The following is a 25,059-nucleotide window of genomic DNA, read 5'->3' as shown; positions in this document are numbered from 1 at the left end:
CTCGCCGGCCGCAGGCCGGCGGTGGCCGATGAGCGCGCCGCCGCGCCTGCGACTGCGAAGGATCCGCCGTCATTTCATTGCCGCCTGCGCGGTGGGCCTGGTCGGGCTTGCACTGCTGGTGGGCACCTTCAGCCAGCTGCTACCGCTGGCCGAGCGCCATCCCGACAGGATTGCCGCCTGGCTTAGTGAACGCGCTGGCCAGCCGGTGCGTTTCGACCAGCTGCAGACCGCCTGGACCCGGCGCGGCCCGCTGCTGCAACTCAAGGGCCTGCGCATCGGCGCCGGCCAGGGCCTGGCGATCGGCGAGGCCGAAGTGCTGGTATCGATGTACAGCGGCCTGTTGCCTGGCCGGTCGCTGACCGAGCTGCGCCTGCGTGGCCTGGCGCTCGACCTGCAGCAGGGCGAGGACGGTCGCTGGTCGGTACGCGGCCTGCCGCAGGCCGCCAATGGCGGGGACCCGCTGGATGCGCTGCGCCGGCTGGGCGAGCTGCAGGTGATCGGAGGCCGCCTGGGCGTGCATGCGCCGGGGCTGGGGATCGACACCACGCTGCCACGCATCGACGTGCGCCTGCGGGTCAATGGCGACCGCCTGCGTGTAGGCGTGCGTGCCTGGGCCCAGACCCAAGCGCTGCCGTTGACGGCGGTGCTGGACGTGGACCGCGTGCGCGGCAATGGCCAGGCCTGGCTGGGCGCCGATCCGGTCGATTTCCATGCCTGGTCGCCGCTGCTGGCGGCCGGCGGTGTGCGCCTGCGCGAAGGCAAGGGCGAACTCAACCTGTGGCTGACCCTGCGCGATTTCGCGCCGGTGGCGGTGACCACCGATTCGGACCTGCGTGATGTCCGCATCGATGGCGCACCGATGCCCTCGATGGCGGCTCCGCAGCTGCAGCTGCAGCGGTTGCAGGCACGCCTGCGCTGGCAGCGCCAGGCTGATGGCTGGGCGTTGCAGGTGCCGCGCCTGCGCCTGAAAACCGAAGAGGGCGAGCAGCAGCTCGATGGCCTGCAGCTGCAGCTTGGCAAGCAGCTGCGGGTCCGTTCTGGCGAAGTGCAGGCCGGCACCGCGCTGCGTGCGCTGGCCCTGAGCGATCGTCTTGAACCGGGCCTGCGTCGCTGGCTGTTCCTGTCCAGGCCGCAGCTGGATGTGCGCGAGTTGCAGCTGGCGGGCGAACGCGATGGCCCGCTGTGGGCGCAGGGCGAACTGCAGTCGCTGGGCTTCGCCAGCGTGGGCAATTCGCCCGGCCTGCGCGGCCTGGGCGGGCGCTTCGAAGGCGACGCGGATGGCTTCAGCCTGCAGTTGCAGCCGCAACGGCAGCTGCAGTTCGATTGGCCGACCGGCTTTGGTGTGCGTCATGACCTGCATCTGGCGGGACAGGTGGTGGGCTGGCGCGACGAGGGCGGTGGTTGGCGTATCGGTACTGCGGCGATGCGCGTGGAAGGCACCGACTATGCGGCCGACGTGCGCGGTGGTGTCTGGTTCCAGGGGGACGGTACGCGGCCGTGGCTGCAGCTGGCGGCCAAGCTGGACGACGTGCCGATGACCGCGGCCAAGCGCTTCTGGATCCACTCCAAGATGAGCAAGGGCGCCACCGACTGGCTGGACATGGCGCTGGCCGGCGGCCAGGTGCGCAATGGCATCGGCCTGGTCAGTGGCGACCTGGACGACTGGCCGTTCGACAACAACGATGGCCGCTTCGAGGCCACCGGCCATATCACCAACGGTGACATCCGTTTCCAGCACGATTGGCCGTTGATGAGCCAGGTCGACGCCGATATCGCCTTCATCGGCCCCGGCTTCGACATGCATGGGCGCGGCGATCTGGCCGGTGTGGCGGTGCAGAAGTTCGAGGCGGGCATTCCGGATTTCGGGCAGCAGCCGCTGTATGTGCGCGCCGATGCGCAGAGCGAGGCGGGCAAGCTGCTGGCGATGCTGCGGCAGAGCCCGCTGCACAAGGATTATGGCGACACCCTGGACAACCTCACTGCTGCCGGCCCGGCGCATGTGACCTTCGATCTGCTGCAGCCACTGCACCACGATGAAGGTGGCGGCCACCTGCAGGGGACGGTTGATCTGGCCGGCGTGAAGCTGGTCGACAAGCGCTTCCAGCTCGCCTTCGACAACATGCAGGGGCAGGCGCGCTACAGCAATGGCGGTTTCGATGCCGAGGCACTGTCGGTGCGCCACCTCGGCCAGGACGGTCGCCTGAGCCTGCGTGCCGGTGGCTACGTGCACGACAGCAGACTGGCCTTCGAATCGCAGCTGTCGGCCACGCTGGATGCTGGCGTGCTGATCGACCGCGCGCCGGAGATGGCCTGGCTCAAGCCCTACATCACCGGAACCTCGCCGTGGACCATCGCGGTCAGCCTGCCCAAGGTCGCTCCAGGGGCGCCTGCGCCGCCCAGCGAGCTGCGGTTGAGCTCCGATCTGGTCGGGACCCGGCTGGACCTGCCGGCGCCGCTGGACAAACCGGCTGCCGAGCCATTGGCGACCACCGTGGCTGCACAGCTGCCGATGGGGGCCGGCCGCATCGACGTTGCGTTCGGCCAGCGCCTGGCGCTGGCCGCACGCAGCCACAACAACCAGACCGGTGTGCAGGTGACGCTGGGCAGCGACCATGTCGACCGCGAGCCGCCGCCGAGCGGATTGACCGTCAATGGCCGCAGCCCGACCCTGGACGCTCTGGAGTGGATCAGTCTGGCGCGGGGTGGCAGTGATGACGACGCCATGCCGCTGCGTGCGGTGGACGTGCAGGTCGGCCAGTTGAAGCTGATCGGTGGCGTGTTCGAGCAGACCCGGTTGCAGCTGCGCCCGGGCGCGCAGGCACTGGATGTGCGCCTGGACGGCCCGTCGCTGGCCGGGCGCCTGACCGTCCCCAATGCAGACGGCGGCACCATCAGTGGCCAGCTCGACCGCGTGCACTGGCAATCCCTGCCGGCGGCTCCGGGTGCATCGGCCGCACCGGCACGGGTACAGGCCGGCGCCAACGACATGGACCCGGCCAAGCTGCCGCCGTTCGCGCTGGACATCGCCGACCTGAAGTTCGGCAAGGTGGTGCTGGGCCAGGCGGTACTGCGTACGCGGCCGCTGGCCAATGGCCTGAACGTGGACGAGCTGCGCTTCCGTGCGCCCGACCAGGAGATCGACATCAGCGGTCGCTGGCTGGGCCGCACCGGTGGTGCCCGCACCGAGCTGACCGCACAGGTGCGCAGCGAGGACCTGGGCGGATTGATGCAGAACCTCGACTACGGCGGCCAGCTGCGTGGCGGTTCCGGCCAGGCGCAGCTGCAGGCCACGTGGAGTGGGGGGCCGTCGGACTTCCAGCTGGGCAACCTGCAGGGCCGCCTGGACCTGCACGCGCGCAACGGCCAGCTGCTGGAGCTGGAACCGGGCGCCGGCAGGGTGCTGGGCCTGCTCAGTGTCACCCAGCTGCCGCGGCGCCTGATGTTCGACTTCCGCGACTTCTTCTCCAAGGGCTTCGCGTTCAACCAGATCGACGGCAGCATGCAGTTCGGCCAGGGCATGGCACGCACCGACAAAGTGCTGATCGAAGGCCCGGCAGCCAACATCACCATCCGCGGCCAGGCCGACCTGCGCAACCAGCAGTTTGACCAGACCATAGACGTCAACCCGCGTGCAGGCAATCTGCTGACCGTGGTGGGTGCGGTCGCCGGTGGCCCGGTGGGGGCGGCGCTGGGCGCGGCCACCAATGCGGTATTGTCCAAGCCATTGGGCGAGATTGGCGCCCGTACCTACAAGGTGACCGGTCCATGGAAGGAACCGAAGGTGGAAGTGATCGAGCGCAGCCGCGACAAGGCTCCGCCACCCGTACCGGCACCGGCGCCGGCCATTCCGCCGACCGTCACCGGCCTGCCGCGCTCGCGTTGAGCGCGGCTTTCCTGTTCACGGGGCTTGCCTGAGCGCCCCCGCATCCCCAGATCGAGAACCATGACTGATATCGCCCTGACGCTTGCCCAAGACCGCCTGCTGCGCCCCGGCGGCCTGGATACCGCTGGCCTGGAGCGCACCTTCGGCCAGCTGCTCGGCCCCGGTGTGGACTTCGGCGACCTTTATTTCCAGCATGCCCGCCGCGAGAGCTGGAGCGTGGAAGACGGCATCGTCAAGGACGGCGCACATTCCATCGAGCAGGGCGTGGGCGTGCGGGCGATTTCCGGCGAGAAGACCGGCTTCGCCTACTCCGACGACATCCATGCCGATGCGCTGCTGACGGCGGCGCAGTCGGCGCGTGCGATCTCGCGTGAAGGTGGCGCCCAGTCCGGGCGGTCGCTGCTGCGCGGCAACGCGCGCGCGCTGTACCCGGCGCTGGACCCGATCGATGGCATCGGCAACGAGGCCAAGGTCGAGGTGCTCAAGCGCCTGGATGGCTACCTGCGCGCCGCCGACCCGCGCGTGAAGCAGGTGATGGTGAGCCTGTCCGGCGGCGTCGATACGGTACTCATCGCCCGCAGCGACGGTGTGCTGGGCGCTGACGTGCGCCCGCTGGTGCGCCTGAACGTGCAGGTGATCGTCGAGCACAACGGCCGCCGCGAGTCCGGCTATGCCGGCGGTGGTGGCCGCTACGGGTATGAGGAACTGTTCGCCGACGGGCGCCCCGAGGCCTTTGCCCGCGAGGCGCTGCGCCAGGCCCTGCTGAACCTGGACGCCGTTCCGGCACCGGCCGGGGTGATGCCGGTGGTGCTTGGTCCGGGCTGGCCCGGCGTGCTGCTGCACGAAGCGGTCGGCCACGGCCTGGAAGGCGACTTCAACCGCAAGGGCACCAGCGTCTACGCGGGCCGCATCGGCGAGCGCGTTGCCGCCCCGGGCGTGACCATCGTCGATGACGGCACGCTGGACGGACGTCGTGGTTCGTTGAACATCGACGATGAGGGCCACCCGAGCCAGTGCACCACCTTGATCGAGGACGGCATCCTGGTGGGATACATGCAGGACAGTCTCAACGCACGGCTGATGGGCATGGCGCCGACCGGCAACGGCCGCCGCGAATCGTTCGCGCACCTGACCATGCCGCGCATGACCAACACCTACATGCGCGCCGGCCAGCACGACCCACAGGAAATGATCCGTTCGGTGAAGAAGGGCCTGTACGCAGTCAATTTCGGTGGCGGCCAGGTCGACATCACCAGCGGCAAGTACGTGTTCTCGGCCACTGAGGCCTACCTGATCGAGGATGGCCGCATCACCGCGCCGGTGAAGGGTGCGACGCTGATCGGCAACGGTCCGGAAACCATGCAGAAGGTGCGCATGGTCGGCAACGATCTGGCCCTGGATGAGGGCGTGGGCATCTGTGGCAAGGACGGGCAGAGCGTGCCCGTGGGTGTCGGCCAGCCCTCGCTGCTGATCGAGGGCATCACGGTCGGCGGTACCCAGGCCTGAGCCGGGCGATGGCCAGCGCCACCGCCCAGGCCGGCGCGGACTCAGTCCTCGTCGGCTTCGTCGCTGTCGACGGGGTCGGCGTCTTCGGCGCTGGCCTTCAGGCCCAGTGCGGCCGGCAGCATCAGCGTGCGCAGCACCTGGAAGATTTCGCGGTAGGCGCGCGGCGGCTTGTTCCTGGCCTTTTCGGCCTGGGCATTGCGCACCAGCGTGCGCAGCTGCTGGCGGTCGGCCTGCGGGTAGTCGTCCAGCAGTGCAGCCAGCGCCTTGTCACCCTCGGCCAGCAGGCGCTCGCGCCAGTCTTCCGCACGGTGCATCATCGCCACTTCGCGGCGGCCGGTTTCGCTGTTGGCGTCCAGCGCATCGCGGATCGCATCCAGCGTGGCGTCTTCTTCGCGGCGCATGTGCTTGGCCAGGAACGCCAGCTGGCGCTTGTGGGCGATGTGGGCGGTGATGCGCTTGCACTCGGCGATATGCGGCAGCAGGTCTTCCGGGATCGGCAGGCGTGCCAGCTGGGCCGGGGTCAACGACACCAGCTTCTCGCCCAGAGCCAGGACGTCGAGCGCGTCGCGCCGGTTCTGGCTGCGGCTCTTGTCGTGGAATTCACCGGTTTCTTCGTCGCGTCCGCGCATCGTTCCTACCTGATCTCAAAAAAAGTCGCCCGGCGTGATGCCGGGCCCAACCCGTACAGGATAAAGCATTGAACGTGATCGCCCCTGAAGTCGCTGTCGGCGACGACAGCCTGGCCCGGCTGGAACGGCTGGCCGACCTCTCCCAGCAGCTGCTCGACCGCGCCCGTGCGCTGGGCGCCAGCCAGGCCGAGGTCAGCTGCAGCGAGGATCGTGGCCTGGAGGTCAATGTCCGCCTTGGCGAGGTGGAGACCGTGCAGTCCACCCGTGACCGCGGTATCGCCGTCACCGTCTATTTCGGCCAACGCAAGGGCAGCGCCAGCACCGGCGACCTGAACGAGGCCAGCCTTGCCGCCACGGTCGAGCAGGCCTGTGCGATCGCCCGGCACACCGAAGATGACCCGGCTGCCGGCCTGGCCGAGGCCGCGTTGATGGCCACCGATTTCCCGGATCTGGATGCCTGGCACCCCTGGGCGCTGCAGGCCGACGAGGCGGTGGACCTGGCCCTGGCCTGCGAGAACGCAGGCCGTGAGGCCGATGCGCAGATCCGCAATTCCGACGGCGCCTCGGTGTCGAGCATGCAGAGCCTGTCGGTGTACGCCAATTCGCATGGCTTTTTCGGCCGTGAGCGTGGCACCCATCATTCGGTGGGCTGTGCGTTGATCGCCGGCCAGGGCGATGGCATGCAGCGCGATGGCTGGTACACCAGCGCGTTGGCCCGCGAGGATCTGGAAGAGGTGGGCCTGGTCGGTCGTCGTGCTGCCGAGCGCACCGTCGCCCGCCTGCAGCCTCGTTCGATGGCCACCGGCAGCATGCCGGTGCTGTTCGCCCCGGAAGTGGCGCGCAGCCTGGTCGGCCACCTGCTGTCGGCGGTGTCCGGCGGTGCGCTGTACCGCCAGGCCAGCTTCCTGCTGGACAGCGTTGGCCAGCAGCTGTTCCCGGACTGGATGCAGATCGAGGAACTGCCCCACCTGCGCCGTGGCCTGCGCTCGGCCGCCTTCGATGGTGATGGCGTGGCTACCCGTGCCTCGGCCCTGGTCCGCGACGGCGTGCTGCAGCGCTATGTGCTGGGCATCTACTCGGCACGCAAGCTGGGCCTGCAGACCACCGCCAATGCCGGTGGCGTGCACAACCTGCAGCTGGCCGCCAACGCGGGCTCCCTGCAGGACATCGCCCGGCAGATGGGCGATGGCCTGCTGGTGACCGAACTGATGGGGCAGGGCGTGAACGGGGTGACCGGCGACTACTCGCGCGGTGCCGGCGGCTTCCGCGTCGAGAATGGTGAGATCCAGTACCCGGTGGATGGCATCACCATCGCCGGCAACCTGCGTGAGATGTTCAGCAGCATCGAAGCGGTCGGCAGCGACGTCGACCCGCGCTCGCACATCCGGACCGGTTCGATCCTGCTGGGGCGGATGACCATCGCCGGTAATGATTGATGGCGTCGATGGCGTAAGCTATGCCCGCCTGACGCAACCAGCTTGGTGCTGGTGGGTCAAGACCACCCAATGAAAAGGAGTTTTGTCGTGAGCGAATTCGATAACGTCCCGCCGCCGCCGGCCACCACCGACGTGCCGGCCGACCAGCGCACCATGGCCCTGGCTGCCCACCTGCTGGGCATCTTCACCGGCTTCATCGGCGCGCTGATCATCTGGCTGATCAACAAGGATGACGCGGGCAAGGCCTTCGTGACCGACCAGGCCAAGGAAGCCCTGAACTTCCAGATCACCGTGACCATCGCCATGGTCATCAGCATGATCCTGACCATCGTGATCATCGGCGTGTTCCTGGCCCCGATCGTGGGCATCATCAGCCTGGTGTTCAGCATCATCGCAGCGGTCAAGGCCAACAACGGCGAAGCCTACCGCTACCCGTTCGCACTGCGCCTGATCAAGTAATACCGGCGGCATGCGGAATTGAAAACGCCCGGCATTGCCGGGCGTTTTCATGTGCGGGGAGCGACGGGCGGTGCCCGGCGATCGATCAATGATCGCGTTCGACCGCCAGCGTCGCCAGTGCACGCAGTGCATCGGCCTCTTCGCCATACCCGGCCAGGATCGCCTGCATGCGTGCCGCGAGTTCGTGCAGCTGGGCCTTCGCTCCGTCCATGCCGAGCAGGGCGGGGAAGGTGCTCTTGTCTTGCGCCTGGTCCTTGCCGGCGGTCTTGCCCAGCTGCTCGGAACTGGCCTCGACATCGAGGATGTCGTCGCGTACCTGGAAGGCCAGGCCGAGTGCGTCGGCGAAGCTGTCCAGCTGGGCCAGCTGAGGTTCGTGGGCCTGGCCGCACAGCGCGCCCATGCGCACCGCCGCACGGATCAGCGCGCCGGTCTTCAGGGCATGCATGCGGGTCAATGCCGCCAGCGTCTGCTGCTGGCCGGTGGCATCGATATCCAGCGCCTGGCCACCGCACATGCCAGCGGCGCCGGACGCGTGGGCCAGGGTCTGCAGGCAGGCCACGCGCAGCGTGGCAGGCAGCGGTGCATCGGCCAGCAGGCCGAAGGCACGCGTCTGCAGCGCGTCGCCTGCCAGAATCGCGGTGGCTTCATCGAAGGCGATGTGGGTGGTCGGCTTGCCGCGACGCAGCGCGTCGTCATCCATCGCCGGCAGGTCGTCATGCACCAGCGAGTAGGCGTGGATGAGTTCGACGGACATGGCGGCCGCATCCAGGCTTTCCGGCTGCGCACCGAACAGGTGGCCACTAGCGTAGACCAGCAGTGGGCGCATGCGTTTGCCACCGCCCAGCACCGAATAGCGCATGGCCTGGTGCAGGCGCTGGGGCGCTTCGGCAGGCGAGGGCAGCGCGGCGTCGAGCTGGCTTTCGATACGGTCGCGCCAGCGCGCGAACAGAACCTCAGCCGTCATGGCTGGGCGGATCGAAAGGCTCGGATGCTTCCGGCTGCGCCGGATCGCTGAGCAGGCGCACGCGCAGCTCGGCCTGCTCCAGCGCCTGCTGGCACTGGCGATACAGACCGACGCCACGTTCGTAAGCACTGAGCGAAGCTTCCAGGCTCAGCTCGCCGGTTTCCATCTGCTCCACCAGCTGCTCCAGCGATTCGAGCGACTGCTCGAACTGGGCGACCGGGGAGGCGTTTTCGGGGGACTTCTTGGCCATGCGGCAAGTGTGGACGGGCCGCGCGCGGGGGTCAATTCACCAGCCGCCCGGGCGCCACTGCAACTGCGCGCCATGCGCCTGCAACCAGGCCTGCAGCGGTGCGGCGATGACCACGTCGGCGGCGGCCAGCAACTGCGGGCCATCAAAGATCAGCGGCAGCTGCGCGCGGCGCCAGGGGGCGAGGTGTTCGCGTTGGAGGCAGTCCTTCAACGCGTGCGAATGCTGGCGACCGGGCAGCAGAATGCGCTCACCGCCCACGCGTGTACGGACCTGCAGCGGGCGTTCGAAGGCCGGGGTGCCCTGCAGGCGCAGCTGTCCGCCATCGGGCAGTGCCAGCGGTGCGCGTCCATCCCATTCGGCCTGCCACTCGTGGGGAAGCGCAGGCAGCCGGGCCGGCAGCAGGTAGGCGTGGTCGCGCCACTGTTGGATCGCGTGATCGTGCCAGCGCACCCGCGCCTGGCGATCGTTGTCGGCCGGCAGCAGCTCGTCCAGCGCCTGCTGCAGCACGGTGGCCGGCAGCGGTGCCGCGCAATGGCCGGCCACCCAGGCACGCAGCACGCGTGCGGCACGGCCCGTTGAGACCTGACGAAGCAGCTGCAGGGACAGCACGCGTGGAGCGACTTCCAGGTGTGCGATCAGCTCGGCGTCTTCCTCGTCAAGCAGTTCGCGGGTCTGCCCGCAGTGCGTTGCGCTGCCCGCCATCGCCGCAGCGGCATGCGGCCAGCGCTGGCGCAACAGTGGCAGTACCTGCAGGCGCAGGAAGTTGCGATCGGCGTGGTCGTCGGCGTTGCTGGGGTCTTCGATCCAGTGCAGTGCATGCTGGCGGGCATAGTCGAGGAGTGCACTGCGTGGCACTGCCAGCAGCGGTCGCCATAGAGGCTTTCCGCCAAGGCGGCTGTGCGTGGACATCGCCGCCAGGCCATCGACGCCGGAAGCGCGCAGGGCGCGCAACAGGAAGGTCTCGGCCTGGTCGTCCTGGTGCTGTGCCAGCGCCAGGGTTTCGCCGTCGCGCAGTTCGGCCGCGAACGCGGCGCGTCGTGCCAGTCGCGCGGCACCCTCGGTGCCCAGGCCTGTGCCGTTCTCGACCTGCACGCGGTGCACGGCCAGTTCGATGCCCCAGGCGTCGCATTGCTGCTGGCAGTGCAGCACCCAGTCATCCGCATCGGGCTGCAGGCCGTGATGCACGTGCACCGCGCGCAGGGCGGTGCCGGAAGTCTGCGCGCAGCGCCACAGCCAGTGCAGCAGCACGGTGGAGTCGACGCCACCGCTGTAGCCCACCAGCAGCGGCGCATCCAGCGGAACGAGGGCAGGGAAGGCAGTCACGGTGGCAAGTATAGGGTTGCTCGGCAGGGCTGCGCCCTGCACCCGCTACGATCCAGAGCAACGGCAACGGCCAAAGCAACAGCAACGGCCAAAGCAACAGCAACAGCAACAGCAACAGCCAAAGCAACAGCAACAGCAGAAGCTGGTTTCCTGAAGGATGGCGGGGTGGGTCCGGTTGCGGGAGACGCCGTAAACCCATCCATGGGGGCTTGGCCGCGGCATCCATGCCGCGGACACTCCCGCAACCGGACCCACCCCGCCTTCGACAGATTGCCGCGATCTGTCGGAACGGCGTCGTGCACCGCTTTGGTAGGTGTCGACCTTGGTCGACACAGTAGATCCACGCCATGCGTGGATGACTCATTCGATATCTGACAGATGTGTCGACCAAGGTCGACACCTACCAACAGCCGCCGGAAAACTGTCGAAGGCGGGGTACTGTGGGTCTGCGGGGTGTGAGCCGCATGGATGCGGCGACCAAGGCTACATGGACGTACTTGCGCCGTCCCCGCAAACCCACAGTGCCCCGCCATCCCACGGAATGCACGCTGTTGCTGTTGCTTCGGCCGTTGCCGTTGCGTCTGCAGGTGCAGGGCGCAGCCCTGCCGAAAACCTACTTTACCCGACGACCCGAACGGTCGATGCGGAACCGCTCTCCGCCTTCCATCGGCGTGTGGCCATCGGCATCCGGCGTGCCGCGCCGGCAGCCATTGCAGACTTCGGCCACGCCATCCTGGAACGGCCAACCGAAATCGAAGGTGCCGGGCACCACCTGGCGGAACTTCAGATCGAAGTAGGCCACGCGGTTGCCGACGCGGGCGCGCAGCAGGCCTTCCTGCGGTGTTTCCGGACCGTTGTCCCAGGTCAGTACCGGCAGGCTGCGGCCCTTGCGGTTGACGTAGTGGAAGCCCTGGTCGGCGTACACCACGGCCAGGCCATGGTCGTCGTAATTCAGGTCCTTCAAGGTGTCGGCACTGATCTTCGGCCGGTGATCGACCACTTCGCAGTTGGGCAGCGGCCACAACCCGTGTTCGTCGGTCAGCAGCTTGCACGCCGGTGCCTGTGCCGCTGCATTGGCACTGACCAGCACGCCAAGCAGGACCAGCGACCGCGCGAAGCGGCCGCTGGCAGGGGCAGGGTGGGCCTGCCTCACGATCACTTGGCCTCGGCCTTGCGCTCGAATGCGGTCGGCGCCGGCAGCTGTACCGGCACGCCCTTGTCATCGCAGGTGCCGGCCTGGCACAGGCGCTCGCGCAGGGCCGGGGTGGCCTGCACGATCATGTGGTAGATCGCGTTCTGTTCCAGCGTGCCGCGGATCGCCTTGCTGCCCGGGCCGCGTGCCCAGATACCGACGTCTTCGCCGCCGTGCGACTCGGACTTCATCGGCACCAGTGCTTCCTGCATGTAGTCCGGATGCTCGGTGTCGACCTCGCGCAGGTTCGGGCGGCCGTTGGCCGGTTCGAAGCTGCTCGGGTTGTGCGGGTAACGCTTCGGACCGGCCGGCTGCTGGTTGCTGCTGCCGGTATGGCCCGGGCCATTGGCGTAGCTCAGGGTGGTGTACGGCTGGCCGGTGCCGTCCAGCGCGTAGTCCAGCTTGCCGGCGCCGTCTTCGCCGCCCTTGTCCTTCACCTTGCCCAGGATCGGGTTGCCGCGTGCCGGGTAGCCGACGAAGTTCAGGGTGTGCGAGTGGTCGGCGGTGACGATGATCAGGGTGTCGTCGGCCGACGTCAGTTCGTTGGCCACGCGCACCGCGTCGGACAGGGCCACGGTCTCGGTCAGCGCACGGTAGGCGTTGCCGCTGTGGTTGGCGTGGTCGATGCGCGCGCCTTCGATCATCAGCACGTAGCCTTCCTGGTGCTTGGCCAGGTTCTTGATGGCTGCCGCCGTCAGTTCGGCCAGGCTCGGCTCACCGCCCGGATCCTGCGGGCGCTCGTACTCGTAGCGCATGTGGTCCGGCTCGAACAGGCCAAGGATGGCCGGCGCATTCGCGGCGGCGGCCAGCTGCTTGCTGTTCCACACGTAGGCACCCTGCGGATGCGCCTGCTGCCATTCCTGCACCAGGCTGCGGCCGTCCAGGCGCTGGCCGACCTTGTCGTCGTACTCGGGATCGCGCTCTTCCACGGTGGTGAACTCACCACGACCACCGCCGAGGGCGACCAGCGGGCCACGGCCATAGCGCGAGGTGGACAACAGCTGCTGGGCGATGTCCTTGCAGCCGGCGGCCTTCGCGGCTTCGGTCAGGTCGGTGTCGTTTTCCCAGTTGCGCTCGGGCGAGTGCGCGTAGGTGGCGGCCGGAGTGGCATGGGTCAGGCGCGCGGTGGACACCACGCCGGTAGCCAGACCGGCGCTGTCGGCCAGCTGCAGCCAGGTCAGCAGGCCCTTGGACAGGCTGTCGGCACAGTCGGTCCGGCTGCCGGCGCTGACGCCGATCGCACCCATGTGGGTCTTCACGCCGGTGGTGATGGCGGTCATGGTGCCGGCCGAATCGGGCGTCTGCGAATCGGTGTTGTAGGTCTTGCTGAATGCCGTGGCCGGGAAGCGCTCCCAGGACAGCAGGTTCTCTTCACCCGAGCCGCCCTTCTGCTGGCCTTCGTAGATGCGCGAGGCGGCCACCGTGGTCAGGCTCATGCCGTCGCCGAGGAACAGGATGACGTTCTTGGCCTTGCCGGACATCGCGCCGTTGGCGGCGGCCTGGGCGGCGCCGCTGCGGTACCACCACTGCGGGGTCTCGCCGGCCGGATGGGCAACGGGGTTGACGGCGACCTTCACGCCGGCCGGGGCGGACGCGGGGGTGGTGCTGGCGCAGGCGCCCAGCAGCAGGGTGGTGGCGCAGGCGGCCAACAGGGAGACGGAACGGCGCATGGACGCAGGGATCTCACAAACTGTAACGGGACGTTCATTATGCCCGCCCTCGCAAGGCACGCCGATGACACACTGATTTGCCGGCCGGGCGGTCGTTCTGCGGGCCGCCTTGGGCTATCGTGCCAGCATCCCTTCCTTCCCCTCTGGATTGCCTATGAAGCTGGTCTCTGCCTGGCTGCGGATTCCATTCTGGCAGCGCGTGGTCGGTGGCTTCGTGCTCGGCGCGCTGGCCGGCTGGGCGCTCGGCCCGGCCGCGGAAACGTGGTTCGGCCCGCTCGGCGAGCTGTACGTCACCCTGATCAAGATGATCGCCGTGCCGCTGGTGTTCTTCGCGGTCATCAACGCAATCTCGTCGCTGCACGGCCAGAAGTCGGTCGCCGCGCTCAGTGGCCGCACCTTCCTGTGGTTCGTGATCACCGCCGCGTTGGCGGTGTGCGTCGGCCTGGGCGTGGGTACCGTGCTGCAGCCCGGCGCCGGTGGCCTGCAGCTGTCGATGGCCAGCAACTACGTGCCGCGCGAAGTGCCCAGCGTGGTGCAGGTGCTGCTGGACGTGGTGCCGGCCAATGTCTTCTACGCGCTGTCCGGCATCGGCACCAAGGTCAATGCGGCCGGTGAAACCGTGCTGGCTGCCGGTCGCGGCTCGATCCTGCCAGTGATCTTCTTCGCTGGCCTGGTGGGCTTTGCCATCGTCAAGCTGGGCGAGAAGGTGACCGAGGCGCGCAAGCTGGTCGGGCAGATGAGCGACATCATGATCCAGGTGACCCGCTTCGTGCTGGAAGTCACCCCGATCGGCACCTTCGGCCTGATTGCCGGCCTGGTCGGCAGCTACGGTTTCGAGAAGCTGCTGCCGCTGGGCCACTTCGTGCTGGCGCTGTACGTGGCCTGCGCACTGCACATCGTGGTGGTCTACAGCGCACTGCTGCTGGCGCACGGCCTGAACCCGTTGAAGTTCTTCCGTGGCGCGGCGCCGGGCATGCAGGTCGCCTTCGTCAGCTCGTCCAGCTTCGCAGCGATGCCGGTGGCGTTGCGCTCGATCACCCACAACCTGGGCGTGAACAAGGACTACGGTTCGTTCGCGGTGCCGCTGGGCGCCAGCATCAAGATGGATGGCTGCGGCGCGATCTACCCGGCGCTGTGCGCGGTGTTCATCGCGCAGTACAGCGGTGTGCCGCTGACCCCGGAGCAGTACGTGGTGGTGCTGATCGCCTCGGTGCTGGGCAGCTTTGGTACCGCCGGCGTGCCGGGTACCGCGGTGATCATGGCCACGGTGGTGCTGAGCGCAGCCAATCTGCCGCTGGAGACCATCGGCTACCTGTATGCCATCGACCGCATCCTGGACATGATGCGCACGATGACGAATGTGACGGGCCAGATGCTGGTGCCGGTGATCGTGGCCAAGGAAACCGGCCTGCTTGACCAGGCGGTGTATGACAACCCGTCCAGCAATGTGGGTGTGGATGATCCCGACCCGACACCGCCACGCGCCTGAGGTTGCGTGGAGATGAAAGGCCCGCCCTGAACGGCGGGCTTTTTGTTTTGGAGCTGACTGGCGCGGTGCCGATCAGGGTAGGTCCCCGGTAGATCCACGCCATGCGTGGATGGCCGCAGTGCCGACCAACGGTCGGCACCCACTGGGGCAGATGGCGCAGTGCCGGCCAAGGTCGGCACCCAGTGGGGGCGCAAACAAAAAAGCCGCTGCAGGGCAGCGGCTTTCTCGTGTCAGGCGGCGCGGTGGCGCCAGCGGGTCAGAGATCGACCCGGCGGGCCTGCATGAACTTGTTGCCCCAGTAGCCGCTGAGCAGGGTGTCCACGCGGACGTCCTTGCCGGAGCTCGGTGCGTGCAGGAAGCGGCCATCGCCAACATAGATGCCGACGTGGTCGACGCGGCCCTTGCGGCCGAAGAACACCAGGTCACCGGCAGCCAGTGCGGTGCGATCATTGATCAGTTCGGCGTTGTCATCGTGCGCCATTTCGCGGGAGACGCGCGGCAGCTCGATACCCAGGGCCGAGCGGAACACGTAACCGACCAGGCCGCTGCAGTCGAAACCGCTGTCCGGGTTGCTGCCACCCCAACGGTACGGGGTGCCCAGCAGGGTCATCGCGCGGCGCAGCAGCGATTGCACCTTGCCGTTGTCGGCGGCGGTGCCGACAACGCTGCCATTGGCGGCGCTGCTGGTGTCGTAGTTGGCGAGCAGGCGGCTGAGATCACCGGCCACCACGGCCGAGCGGTCCATCAGCGGAATGGTGTCGTTGGCAGCCAGGTGCGGCAGCAGGGCGGCCAGCGTGGCGCTGGCGGCGGCATCGACGCGGCTGCGCTGCGGAGCGGCAGCCTCGGCCTTGGCGGCCGGTCGGGCGGTGCTCTCGGCCACCGGGGCCGGGGTCACATCGGAACGGTTCGGAGCAGTCTGCGACCAGGCCGGAAGGCTGGTCAGGCACAGTGCCAGGCCAAGCAACAGCGGGCGGGCACTACGTGAAGATACGGAAGTCTGGCCTTCGCTTTTCAGGTCGTCAGTCGTCACGCGTCGGTCACAGGAAAAAAACGATGGGGCATCATGCCCTGTAAAAGCGGCAATAAGTTAAAAATTCCGTTAGAAAATCGTTAGTTGCATGGTGATGTGCGTCACAATTTTGAACATATCGCCTGTTCATCTTAGCGAAGGACGCGTTTCGCCCCGGTGTAGTGGTCCTTCCAGTACGGACCGCTGAGCGAGTCCAGCCGGACCGTGCCACCGGTGCTCGGCGCGTGCACGAAGCGCCCTTCACCCACATAAATGCCGACATGGGTGACGCTGCCGCGGCTGCCGAAGAACACCAGGTCGCCGGTGGCCAGGCGCTGCGGGTCGATCTTCGGGCCCTGTACCGCCGCCAGGTCGCGCGAGGTGCGTGGCAGTTTCAGGTCCAGCATCTCGCGGTAGACGTAGGCCACCAGGCCGCTGCAGTCGAAGCCGGAGTCGGGGGTATTGCCGCCATAGCGATAGGGGGTGCCGACCAGGCTGATGGCGCGCATCAGCACCGAGTTGGCCGCCTCGGGATTGTCCGGCACGGTCTTCGGCCAGTTCGCGGTCGGCGGGGGCGGCGCGGGTCGGGTGGCCTTGCCGCCGCCGCAGGCGGTCATCAGCACGGGCAGGGCCAGCAGCAGGGCCGGGGCGAGGAGCCGGCGCAGGCCGGACGAAACTGGCGTGATGTGCATGATCTCCGGATAATGCGCCACCTTAGGATTGGCCGTCATGATGGCGGCGTCCCCGCCGGGCGACAACCCGCCCCAACCCGCCTGCCTCCGGCAGATCCAGACAGAGTTGCGCATGAAGATCGAAAAAGACCGCGTTGTCCGCTTCCACTACACCGTTTCCGAAGTCGGCCAGGAGCCGATCGAATCGTCCAAGGACCGCGGCGAGCCGCTGGCGATCCTGATCGGCCACGGCAACATCATCCCGGGCCTGGAAAACGCCATGATGGACAAGGAAGCCGGCGCGACCTTCAGCGTCGACGTCAACGCTGCCGATGCCTACGGCGAGCGTCGTGAGGGCCTGTCCCAGCGCGTGCCGAAGAAGCACTTCGGCAACACCAAGCTGGCTCCGGGCCAGCAGGTCGTGCTGCAGACCAACTTCGGCCCGCGTGCGGTGACCGTGCAGAAGGTCGGCATGAGCGTCGTCGACGTCGACCTGAACCATCCGATGGCCGGCAAGGACCTGCACTTCGACGTGGAAATCGTCGATGTGCGCGAAGCCGGCAAGGAAGAAATCGACCACGGCCACGTCCACGGCGACGGCGGTCACCAGCACTGATCGCAGCGCGATCGTGATGGCAGCAACGGCCCGCTTCGGCGGGCCGTTGCGTTTGTGGAACACGGCGCGGCCATCCATGGCGCGCAGGCCGGCGGCATAATGGCGGACCTGCCCGACGGACGCCCTGTGAACGCCGCTTCTCCTTCCCTGCAGCCGGTGGCTTCCGGCGAACGCATCGCCGTGCTTGACGTGCTGCGCGGTGCTGCGCTGCTGGGCATCCTGCTGATGAACATCGAGGCCTTCAGCGGGCCGCTGGACCTGGCGTTCACCGGCATCGACGTGCATTGGCAGGGCATCGACTACTGGGCCGATGCCTTTGTCTACGTGTTCGTGCAGGGCAAGTTCTTCACCCTGTTCTCGTTGCTGTTCGGTGCCGGCTTCGCGGTGATGGCGCAGCGCGCTGAGGCCGCCGGGCGCGACTTCACCCCGTTCTACCTGCGCCGCAGCGCTGGCTTGCTGCTGATCGGTCTGTGCCATGCACTGCTGGTCTGGTCCGGCGACATTCTGGTGATGTATGCACTGATCTCGTTGCCGCTGCTGGCCTGCCGCGAGGCGCCACGCAGCTGGCTGCCGTGGATGGGGCTGATGGTCTACCTCGGCGGTGTGGCGATGATGCTGCTGGTCGGCGCGATGGTGTCGATGGCTTCGGCCGAAGATGTGCAGGGCATGCTTGCCGAGGCGCAGCGGAGCATTGAGCTGCAGCGGCAGGTGTACGGGCAGGGCAGCTGGGCGCAGGCCAATGTGCAGCGCCTGAATGAGTTCGGTACGTCGATGGGGGCGCTGCTGATCACCGGCCCGGAAGTGCTGGGCATGTTCCTGATCGGCAGCTGGTTCGCCGGCAGTGGCGCGCTGGCGGCGCCGGAGCGCTTCCCGCGGCTGTACGCGTCGCTGCGCTGGGTCGCGTTGCCGCTGGGCCTGCTGGTCACGTTGATCGGCGTTGCCTGGAAACCCTACCTGGCACCGGGCGCCTACAACCTTCCAGTGACGGCGGCGATGGGCCTGGTGACCATAGGCGGCCTGCCGATGTGCCTGGGCTATCTGGCGTGGATCGTGCACTGGCGCACGCGGCTGGCCTGGCTGGCGCCGGTGGGGCGCATGGCGCTGACCCATTACCTGGCGCAGTCGCTGGTCTGCACGCTGCTTTTCTATCACTACGGACTGGGATGGTTCGAGGTGATGCCGCGCAGCGTGCAGCTGCTGTTCGCACTACTGCTGTTCGCTGTGCAGGTGGGCATTTCGCACGCGTGGTTGCGCCGCTTCCGTTTCGGGCCGATGGAATGGCTGTGGCGTGCGATGACCTACCGGCAGTGGCCGCCGATGCGGCGCGGGGCCGGGCAGGGCTGATCGATGCAGGGCGCGCGCGAGGATGTGATCGTGGTCGGCGCCGGTGCCATTGGACTGGCCGTCGCGCTCGCGCTGCGCGCACAGGGCCGGCAGGTACGCGTGATCGACCATGGGCGTGTCGGCGGCGCGACCTCGCATGGCAACTGCGGCACCATCACCCCCAGCCACGCGCCGCCGCTGCCAGCGCCTGGCGTACCGTTGCGCGCGCTGCGCTGGATGCTCGATCCGCGTGCGCCGTTGTACGTGCGTACGCGACTGGACCCTGCATTGTGGCGCTGGCTGCTGCAGTTCAGCGCACGCTGCAATGCCCGCAACTGGCTGCAGGCCACGCGCGCCCGCGCTGCGCTGCTGAATGATTCCCGGCTGCGCCTGGCACAGTGGGTGCAGGTGCATGCGCTGGACTGCGAATTCGATACCCACGGTCTGGACTACGTGTTTGGCGATGCCCGCAATTTCGATCGCCACGCCGCTGAGTGTGAGGCACTGAACGCGCAGGGCATCGCCACGGCGCGCATCGATGGCGCCGACTATGCGCGCGACAATCCAGCTTTCCATGATCGCATTGCCGGCGCGATCCACTTCCCCGGCGATGCGCAGCTGCGTCCGGACCGCTACACCGCCGAACTGGCGCGCGTGCTGCGTGCACAGGGCGTGGTGATCGAAGAGCACTCGGACGTGCAGGATTTCAGCGCCCACGCGCAGGGTGTGCGCGTGCACGTCGGCGAACGCACGCTGCACGCACGCGAGCTGGTGCTGGCCACCGGGCCGTGGTCGCCGCGCTGGGCACGGCAGCTGGATCTGCGCGTACCGATCCAGCCCGGCAAAGGTTACTCGCTGACCTGGTCGCGACCGGTGCAGGTGCCGCAGCGCCCGGTGGTGCTGAAGGACCATTCCGTGTTCGTGATTGCCTGGCGCGACGCGCTGCGCCTGGGCGGCACCATGGAGTTCGCCGGCGCCGACCCGCAGCTGCGCACGCGCCGCCTGCAGGCCCTGCAGGAGGCCGCCGACCACTACCTGCGCGCGCCGCGCGGTGCGCAGCTGCAGGAGCAGTGGTGCGGGTGGCGCCCCATGAGCGTGGACGACGTGCCGTTGATCGGCCGCGCGCCCGCGCATCCTCACGTCTGGCTTGCAGCGGGGCATGGCATGCTCGGCATCAGCATGAGCGCCGGCACCGGCCAGCTGATCGCCGATCTCGTCTGCGGCCGCACGCCAGCGATCGATCCTGCCCCTTACCGACCCGAGCGATTCCGATGAGCACTGCATCCTATGATTACGACCTGATCGTCCTTGGCGGCGGCTCCGCCGGCCTGGCCGGCGCGATCCGCGCCGCGCAGCACGGCAAGCGCGTGGCCATGCTGGAGCCCGGTGAGCTGGGCGGGACCTGCGTCAATGTTGGCTGCGTGCCGAAGAAGGCGATGTGGCTGGCGGCCGACCTGCACGAGCGCATCGGCCTGGCCAGTGCGATGGGCTTCGATGTTCAAGCGCGCCCGGCGCTGTCGTGGAAGGAACTGGTGATCCATCGCCAGGCCTACATCAGCAACATCCACACCAGCTACCACAAACGCCTGGATGAGACCGGCGTGGTGCGCATTCCGGCGCGCGGCCATCTGCTCGATGCGCATACCGTGGCCTGCAGTGATGGCGTGCGTTACAGCGCCGAGCACATCCTGATCGCCACCGGCGCGCACCCGCTGCGTCCTGATATCCCCGGCGCGGAACTGGGCCTGGTCTCCGATGATTTCTTCGACCTGCGTGCGGCGCCGGCCGAGGTGGCGATCATCGGCGGTGGCTACATCGCGGTGGAGCTGGCCGGCCTGCTGCAGGCACTGGGCAGCAAGGTGAGCCTGCTGGTGCGTGGCCAGCGGCTGCTGGATCGCTTCGATTACGAGCTGACTGATCAGCTGGCCGAGAACCTGAAGCAGCAGGGCGTGCGCATCCATTTCGGCTATCGCCTGCGCGAACTGCAGCGCGATGGCGAACGCGTACGTGCGTTCGGCCATGACGGCCCGCTCGACAGCGTGTTCGACGCGGTGTTCTTCGCCACCGGCCGCCGCGGCAACAGTCGTGATATGGGCCTGGAAGCGCTCGGCATCGGCATTGGCGAACACCAGCAGGTGCAGGTGGACGAATGGCAGACCACCAGCGTGCCGAGCGTGCACGCGGTGGGTGACATCGCCGGCAAGGTCGGCCTGACCCCGGTGGCGGTGGCTGCTTCGCGACGGTTGATGGATCGCCTGTTCGGTGGCCGCCCGCAGTCGAAGATGGATTACGAGAACGTGGCCAGCGTGGTGTTCTCGCACCCGCCGCTGGGTGCGGTGGGCATGAGCGAGGAAGAAGCGCGCGCGCGTTTCGACCAGGTGAGCGTTTACCACAGCCGTTTCCGACCGATGCTGCAGGCGCTGGCCAACGGTACCCAGCGCAGCCTGTTCAAAATGGTCTGCGCCGGCCCGGAAGAACGCGTGGTAGGTATCCACCTGCTGGGCGAAGCGGCCGACGAGATCCTGCAGGGTTTCGCGGTGGCGGTGAAGATGGGCGCGACCAAGGCCCAGTTCGATGACACCGTGGCGATCCACCCGACCTCGGCCGAGGAAGTGGTGCTGATGCGCTGACCTGCGGTTGCTGCAGAGCCGAGCCCATGCTCGGCCGTCGCTCTTTGTAGAGTCGAGCCATGCTCGACTGCGGTGGAAAGACAGTCGAGCATGGCTAGCCTCTACAAGGCGGGCACCGGACGCCCCCGTGCGACAATGGGCGCCCCCACGCTTTCCCGGGCCGCTCCGAGCGGCCCGCCGTCGTCCTGATGTCCAATCCCGCTTCCCGTATCGCCACCGCCTCCCCACGCATTGCGCTGGGGGGTATCGGCCTGGCAGCGATCGGCGCCATCGCTGCTTCCGGCAAGGCGATCATCGTCAAGCTCGGCCTGCGTCACGGCGTGGATGCCACCACGCTGCTTGCCCTGCGCATGCAGATGGCGCTGCCGCTGTTCGTTTTGATGGCGCTGTGGGCCGCGCGTCGGGCCGAACCACTGTCCTGGGCCGACCGAGCCCGTGTGCTGTGGCTGGGTTTCACCGGCTACTACCTGTCCAGCCTGCTCGACTTCCAGGGCCTGCAGTACATCAGCGTGACCCTGGAACGATTGATCCTGTACTTGAACCCGACCCTGGTGCTGCTGATCAACGTGCTGCTGGCGCGCCAGCGGCCGGGCCGATGGCAGATCGGCGCGCTGGTGCTGAGTTATCTGGGCGTGCTGCTGGCGTTCGGCCATGACCTGCAGCGCGAGGGTGGGCAGATCATCGTTGGCAGCCTGCTGGTGCTGGGCAGTGCGCTCAGCTATGCGCTGTACCTGTTCGGCAGCGGGCAGGTGGTCGCGCGTATCGGAGCGGTGCGGCTGACCGCTTACGCCAGCTGCGTGGCCAGCGTGCTGGTGCTGCTGCATTTCGCGGTGACCCATCCGCTGCCGTTGTTGTGGCAGGCACCGGCGCCGGTGCAGTGGTTGTCGCTGGTCAATGCCACCGTGTGCACGGTGCTGCCAGTGCTGGCGATCATGCTGGCGGTGCAGCGCGTGGGTTCGTCGCTGGCCGCGCAGGTCGGTATGCTGGGCCCTGTTTCCACCATCGTGATGAGCCTATGGCTGCTCGACGAACCGATGGGGCCGGCGCAGATCGCCGGCACCGTGCTGGTGCTGATCGGCGTTCTGCTGGTAACCCGCCTGCGGCGCTGACGCCGGAGCAGGCGCGTGCGCGCATCCTGGCGGTGATCCGCGCGATCCCGGCGGGGCAGGTGATGGGCTATGGGCAGGTGGCGATGCGCGCGGGCCTGCCCGGGCGTGCACGCCTGACCGCGCGCATCCTGGGCCAGAACGACGACCCGGACCTGCCCTGGCATCGCGTGTTGCGCTCGGATGGGCGCATTGCCATGGAGGAAGGGTCGGCCGGCTGGCGCGAGCAGTCACAGCGGTTGCGCGCCGAGGGCGTGCGGGTGGAGAACGGCCGGGTGCGGATGCCGGCGGCTGATCCGGCGGCAGCACTGGATGCCGCTGTGTGGGGTCCGGGCTGAGCAACGCTGGCGACTGAACAGGCCGCGCCTGCCGGTCGCCAACAAGACACGGTGCTGCGGCTATGATGGAGGCCGTTCCATGCCGGTGCTCCCATGTTCCCGCGACTGCCAACCGTCACCAAGGCCCTGCTGATCGCCAACGCGATCCTGTTCCTGCTGCAGCAGCCGTTCCTGCTCGGCATGCAGACCTTCGAGCCGTTCATGCTGCAACCCCTGCAGCAGGGCTTCGACGCATTCTCGCCGGGCGGCAACTTCCAGCCTTGGCAGCTGCTGACCTACGGCTTCCTGCACGGCAGCTTCGGCCATCTGTTCTTCAACATGCTGGCGGTCTTCATGTTCGGCGCGCCGCTGGAGCAGACCTGGGGCGAGAAGCGCTTCCTGCTGTATTACCTGGTGTGCGTGGCCGGTGCCGGTGTCTGCCAGCTGCTGGTGGGTACGCTGCTGGAAAACCCGGCCACGGTGCTGGGCGCTTCCGGTGGCGTGTTCGGCCTGCTGCTGGCCTACGGGATGCTGTTCCCCAACCAGCGGGTGATGCTGCTGTTCCCGCCGATCCCAATGAAGGCGCGTACCTTCGTGATCCTGTTCGGCGTGGGCGAGCTGGTGCTGGGCATGACCGGCTGGCAGCCGGGCGTGGCCCACTTCGCACACCTCGGCGGCATGCTGTTCGGCTGGTTGCTGATCCGCTACTGGCGCGGGCAATCGCCGTTCAACAAGCGCCGCCCGCCCGGCCCACCGAAGCGCCCGAACCATCTGCGCAGCGTCAAATGATCCGAAGGATCATTTGACGCTGTAGGTGCCGACCGTTGGTCGGCACGCCTTGTCCCACGCGGGTAGGTGCCAACCTTGGTTGGCACGCTTTGAATGGGATCATTTGACGCGGTAGGTGCCGACCGTTGGTCGGCACACCTCTACCCATCCTGCAACACCACCTGCGCGGCATTGTGCCCGGGCGCACCGGTGACGCCACCGCCGGGATGGGTGCCCGAACCGCACAGGTACAGGCCGGGCAGGGCACCGCGATAGCCGGCTTGGCCGACCATCGGCCGTGCCGAGAACAACTGGTTGGCACTGAGCGCACCGTGGAAAATGTCGCCGCCGACCAGGCCGAAGGTGCGTTCCAGATCCAGCGGCGACAGCACCTGCCGACCGAGCACGCTGCCGGCAAAGCCGGGCGCATACCGTTCGACGGTGGCAATCATCAGGTCCGCCACAATCTCGCGGTGATCATCCCAGTTACGCCCGTCGGGCAGTACCGGCGCCACGTGCTGGCAGAACAGGCTGGCCACATGCTGCCCGCGCGGCGCCAGTGAATCATCCAGCGTGCTCGGAATCAGCATCTCTACTATCGGTTCGCGCGACCAGCCTTCGCGGCGCGCATCCAGCCAGGCGCGGTCCATGTAGTCCAGGCTGGGGGCCATGATGATGCCGGCGCTGAGGTGATCGCCGGGGCCGGGCAGGGCACGGAAGTCCGGCAACCGCGACAGCGCCACGTTCATCCGGAAGGTGCCGGAACCGCAGCGCCAGTTCGCCATGCGTTCGCGTGTGGCAGCGGGTACCTGCGTCGGCTCCAGCAGCTGTTCGTACAGCAGCTTCGGATTGACGTTGGCCACCACCGCGCGTGCACGCAGGGTTTCGCCGTTGGCCAGTTCCACCCCCACGACGCGGCCTTGTTCGGTCAGTACCTGTTGCACACCGGCATCCACGCGCAGTTCGGCCCCGGCCTCGCGCGCCGCGCTGGCGATGGCCTGGCTGATCGCGCCCATGCCGCCGATCGCGTGGCCCCACGCACCCTTTACGCCATTGCACTGGCCGAATACGTGGTGCAGCAGTACGTAGGCACTGCCCAGTGTATACGGGCTTGCGTAGTTGCCGACGATGCCATCAAAGCCGAACAGCGCCTTGATCGGCTCGCTCTCGAACCAACGGTCCAGGTACTCCGCCGCCGACAGCGTGAACAGGTCCAGCAGTTCCTGCCGCAGTGGCGCATCCAGCGCCGCCAGTTCGCGGCCGAGTTTCCCCATCTGCCATAGTGCGGGCAGCGCACGCCAACCGCCTGCTACACCCAGGTCGGGCGGCGCGCGCAGAGCCCATGCGCGCAGTACGTCGGCGAAGATTTCAAGGCGTGCCTCGTACGCGGGCAAGCGCTGCGCATCCCGCTCGGAGAACTTCGCCACTTCGGCCTGAGTGCGGCCAGGTGCCGACAACAGATAGCGGTCGTCGGGCAATGGCAGGAAGTTGTTGGCCGGGCGCGCGACGATGCGCAGCCCATGCGCATGCAGCTGCAGGTCGTCGATCACCTTCGGCTGCAGCAGCGAGACCGTGTACGAGGCGACTGAATTGCGGAAGCCGGGATGGAATTCCTCGGTGACCGCAGCGCCGCCAAGAACGCCGCGACGTTCCAGCACCAGCACCTTCTTTCCGGCACGCGCCAGATAGGCCGCGCAGACCAGGCCGTTGTGGCCACCACCAACGATGATCGCATCCCAGGTCATCTGCACCTCGGAAAAAGGGGACGGAGGGGATTAAGTCGCAATTCGCATGGGGGCACCGGCAATGGGGAGAAAC

At 67.8% G+C, this 25,059-nt stretch carries 21 protein-coding genes; 12 read left to right on the top strand and 9 right to left on the bottom strand.

From position 1 onward, the window contains the following. The first annotated feature begins 28 nt into the window (after positions 1–28). Together ACZK45_RS15465 and tldD are read left to right on the top strand one after the other, a co-directional pair. Positions 29–3,883: a YhdP family protein gene (locus ACZK45_RS15465; protein ID WP_180836608.1), complete on the top strand. Its 3,855-nt coding sequence runs from the start codon at positions 29–31 to the stop codon at positions 3,881–3,883. 60 nt (positions 3,884–3,943) lie between these two features. Then, positions 3,944–5,389, top strand: coding sequence for a metalloprotease TldD (tldD, locus tag ACZK45_RS15460; protein WP_201117028.1), 1,446 nt, complete (start codon positions 3,944–3,946; stop codon positions 5,387–5,389). Between the two features lie 41 nt (positions 5,390–5,430). Here tldD and yjgA read toward each other — a convergent pair whose 3' ends face one another. Further along, complete coding sequence (gene yjgA / locus ACZK45_RS15455; protein WP_478444892.1) at positions 5,431–6,018, bottom strand: ribosome biogenesis factor YjgA; 588 nt, start codon at positions 6,016–6,018, stop codon at positions 5,431–5,433. A gap of 68 nt (positions 6,019–6,086) precedes the next feature. On the opposite strand from yjgA, the gene pmbA reads away from it, so the two are divergent. Together pmbA and ACZK45_RS15445 are read left to right on the top strand one after the other, a co-directional pair. Continuing rightward, entirely contained in the window at positions 6,087–7,454 is a 1,368-nt protein-coding gene (gene pmbA, locus ACZK45_RS15450) for a metalloprotease PmbA (RefSeq protein ID WP_478444891.1), read from the top strand. An 87-nt stretch (positions 7,455–7,541) separates the two neighbouring features. Next, on the top strand, positions 7,542–7,913 hold the full coding sequence (locus tag ACZK45_RS15445; RefSeq protein ID WP_010482972.1) for a DUF4870 domain-containing protein: 372 nt from the start codon (positions 7,542–7,544) through the stop codon (positions 7,911–7,913). 85 nt (positions 7,914–7,998) lie between these two features. Here ACZK45_RS15445 and ACZK45_RS15440 read toward each other — a convergent pair whose 3' ends face one another. From ACZK45_RS15440 to ACZK45_RS15420, 5 genes are all read right to left on the bottom strand, one after another. Continuing rightward, complete coding sequence (locus tag ACZK45_RS15440) at positions 7,999–8,877, bottom strand: polyprenyl synthetase family protein (protein ID WP_049398680.1); 879 nt, start codon at positions 8,875–8,877, stop codon at positions 7,999–8,001. Next, positions 8,867–9,127 carry an exodeoxyribonuclease VII small subunit gene (locus tag ACZK45_RS15435; protein WP_005410522.1) on the bottom strand — a complete coding sequence of 87 codons (261 nt, stop codon included), beginning with the start codon at positions 9,125–9,127 and terminating at the stop codon, positions 8,867–8,869. The genes ACZK45_RS15440 and ACZK45_RS15435 overlap by 11 nt, the downstream gene beginning before the upstream one ends. A gap of 36 nt (positions 9,128–9,163) precedes the next feature. Next, positions 9,164–10,450 carry a tRNA lysidine(34) synthetase TilS gene (gene tilS, locus ACZK45_RS15430; protein ID WP_478444890.1) on the bottom strand — a complete coding sequence of 429 codons (1,287 nt, stop codon included), beginning with the start codon at positions 10,448–10,450 and terminating at the stop codon, positions 9,164–9,166. 613 nt (positions 10,451–11,063) lie between these two features. Then, positions 11,064–11,609, bottom strand: coding sequence for a WG repeat-containing protein (locus tag ACZK45_RS15425; RefSeq protein ID WP_032128996.1), 546 nt, complete (start codon positions 11,607–11,609; stop codon positions 11,064–11,066). After that, complete coding sequence (locus ACZK45_RS15420) at positions 11,606–13,312, bottom strand: alkaline phosphatase (RefSeq protein WP_197615832.1); 1,707 nt, start codon at positions 13,310–13,312, stop codon at positions 11,606–11,608. Before ACZK45_RS15420 ends, ACZK45_RS15425 begins: the two co-directional genes overlap by 4 nt. Positions 13,313–13,466: 154 nt before the next feature. Between ACZK45_RS15420 and ACZK45_RS15415 the strand changes: the two genes are divergently transcribed. After that, positions 13,467–14,801, top strand: a complete 1,335-nt coding sequence (locus tag ACZK45_RS15415) for a dicarboxylate/amino acid:cation symporter (protein WP_006381938.1) — start codon at positions 13,467–13,469, stop codon at positions 14,799–14,801. A gap of 256 nt (positions 14,802–15,057) precedes the next feature. Here the strand turns inward: ACZK45_RS15415 and ACZK45_RS15410 are convergent, their stop codons facing one another. Both ACZK45_RS15410 and ACZK45_RS15405 read right to left on the bottom strand, forming a co-directional pair. Beyond that, entirely contained in the window at positions 15,058–15,831 is a 774-nt protein-coding gene (locus tag ACZK45_RS15410) for a C40 family peptidase (protein ID WP_005414115.1), read from the bottom strand. Between the two features lie 131 nt (positions 15,832–15,962). Next, entirely contained in the window at positions 15,963–16,541 is a 579-nt protein-coding gene (locus ACZK45_RS15405; RefSeq protein ID WP_065428014.1) for a C40 family peptidase, read from the bottom strand. Between the two features lie 73 nt (positions 16,542–16,614). Between ACZK45_RS15405 and ACZK45_RS15400 the strand changes: the two genes are divergently transcribed. From ACZK45_RS15400 to ACZK45_RS15370, 7 genes are all read left to right on the top strand, one after another. Further along, a complete protein-coding gene (locus ACZK45_RS15400; RefSeq protein WP_049398704.1) occupies positions 16,615–17,097 on the top strand; it encodes an FKBP-type peptidyl-prolyl cis-trans isomerase in 483 nt (160 codons plus the stop codon). Between the two features lie 99 nt (positions 17,098–17,196). Further along, positions 17,197–18,441, top strand: a complete 1,245-nt coding sequence (locus tag ACZK45_RS15395) for a DUF418 domain-containing protein (protein WP_180836613.1) — start codon at positions 17,197–17,199, stop codon at positions 18,439–18,441. 3 nt (positions 18,442–18,444) lie between these two features. After that, on the top strand, positions 18,445–19,695 hold the full coding sequence (locus ACZK45_RS15390) for an NAD(P)/FAD-dependent oxidoreductase (protein WP_478444889.1): 1,251 nt from the start codon (positions 18,445–18,447) through the stop codon (positions 19,693–19,695). Continuing rightward, positions 19,692–21,050, top strand: a complete 1,359-nt coding sequence (gene gorA, locus ACZK45_RS15385; RefSeq protein ID WP_253144900.1) for a glutathione-disulfide reductase — start codon at positions 19,692–19,694, stop codon at positions 21,048–21,050. Before ACZK45_RS15390 ends, gorA begins: the two co-directional genes overlap by 4 nt. Before the next feature lie 188 nt (positions 21,051–21,238). Then, positions 21,239–22,159 (top strand): DMT family transporter, encoded by a 921-nt coding sequence (locus tag ACZK45_RS15380; RefSeq protein WP_180836616.1) that lies wholly within the window; start codon positions 21,239–21,241, stop codon positions 22,157–22,159. Then, entirely contained in the window at positions 22,066–22,494 is a 429-nt protein-coding gene (locus tag ACZK45_RS15375; RefSeq protein WP_428993065.1) for an MGMT family protein, read from the top strand. The genes ACZK45_RS15380 and ACZK45_RS15375 overlap by 94 nt, the downstream gene beginning before the upstream one ends. A gap of 93 nt (positions 22,495–22,587) precedes the next feature. Beyond that, complete coding sequence (locus ACZK45_RS15370) at positions 22,588–23,262, top strand: rhomboid family intramembrane serine protease (protein ID WP_032128229.1); 675 nt, start codon at positions 22,588–22,590, stop codon at positions 23,260–23,262. A 140-nt stretch (positions 23,263–23,402) separates the two neighbouring features. On the opposite strand, the gene ACZK45_RS15365 is transcribed toward ACZK45_RS15370, so the two are convergent. Further along, positions 23,403–24,986 carry a phytoene desaturase family protein gene (locus ACZK45_RS15365; protein ID WP_478444888.1) on the bottom strand — a complete coding sequence of 528 codons (1,584 nt, stop codon included), beginning with the start codon at positions 24,984–24,986 and terminating at the stop codon, positions 23,403–23,405. Between the last annotated feature and the right edge of the window lie 73 nt (positions 24,987–25,059).

The organism is Stenotrophomonas sp. 63632_Sma (genome assembly GCF_056482875.1).
The sequence above is the reverse complement of the archived record's forward strand: the minus strand, read 5'-3'. Positions and strand labels throughout refer to the sequence as shown.

Bases quoted from the DNA above. Each gene is read 5' to 3' on its own strand.
- ACZK45_RS15465 (WP_180836608.1), top strand. From the start codon at position 29: ATGAGCGCGCCGCCGCGCCTGCGACTGCGAAGGATCCGCCGTCATTTC.
- tldD (WP_201117028.1), top strand. From the start codon at position 3,944: ATGACTGATATCGCCCTGACGCTTGCCCAAGACCGCCTGCTGCGCCCC.
- yjgA (WP_478444892.1), bottom strand. From the start codon at position 6,018: ATGCGCGGACGCGACGAAGAAACCGGTGAATTCCACGACAAGAGCCGC.
- ACZK45_RS15440 (WP_049398680.1), bottom strand. From the start codon at position 8,877: ATGACGGCTGAGGTTCTGTTCGCGCGCTGGCGCGACCGTATCGAAAGC.
- ACZK45_RS15435 (WP_005410522.1), bottom strand. From the start codon at position 9,127: ATGGCCAAGAAGTCCCCCGAAAACGCCTCCCCGGTCGCCCAGTTCGAG.
- ACZK45_RS15420 (WP_197615832.1), bottom strand. From the start codon at position 13,312: ATGCGCCGTTCCGTCTCCCTGTTGGCCGCCTGCGCCACCACCCTGCTG.
- ACZK45_RS15415 (WP_006381938.1), top strand. From the start codon at position 13,467: ATGAAGCTGGTCTCTGCCTGGCTGCGGATTCCATTCTGGCAGCGCGTG.
- ACZK45_RS15405 (WP_065428014.1), bottom strand. From the start codon at position 16,541: ATGACGGCCAATCCTAAGGTGGCGCATTATCCGGAGATCATGCACATC.
- ACZK45_RS15400 (WP_049398704.1), top strand. From the start codon at position 16,615: ATGAAGATCGAAAAAGACCGCGTTGTCCGCTTCCACTACACCGTTTCC.
- ACZK45_RS15395 (WP_180836613.1), top strand. From the start codon at position 17,197: ATGGCGGACCTGCCCGACGGACGCCCTGTGAACGCCGCTTCTCCTTCC.
- ACZK45_RS15390 (WP_478444889.1), top strand. From the start codon at position 18,445: ATGCAGGGCGCGCGCGAGGATGTGATCGTGGTCGGCGCCGGTGCCATT.
- gorA (WP_253144900.1), top strand. From the start codon at position 19,692: ATGAGCACTGCATCCTATGATTACGACCTGATCGTCCTTGGCGGCGGC.
- ACZK45_RS15380 (WP_180836616.1), top strand. From the start codon at position 21,239: ATGTCCAATCCCGCTTCCCGTATCGCCACCGCCTCCCCACGCATTGCG.
- ACZK45_RS15375 (WP_428993065.1), top strand. From the start codon at position 22,066: ATGGCTGCTCGACGAACCGATGGGGCCGGCGCAGATCGCCGGCACCGT.
- ACZK45_RS15370 (WP_032128229.1), top strand. From the start codon at position 22,588: ATGTTCCCGCGACTGCCAACCGTCACCAAGGCCCTGCTGATCGCCAAC.
- ACZK45_RS15365 (WP_478444888.1), bottom strand. From the start codon at position 24,986: ATGACCTGGGATGCGATCATCGTTGGTGGTGGCCACAACGGCCTGGTC.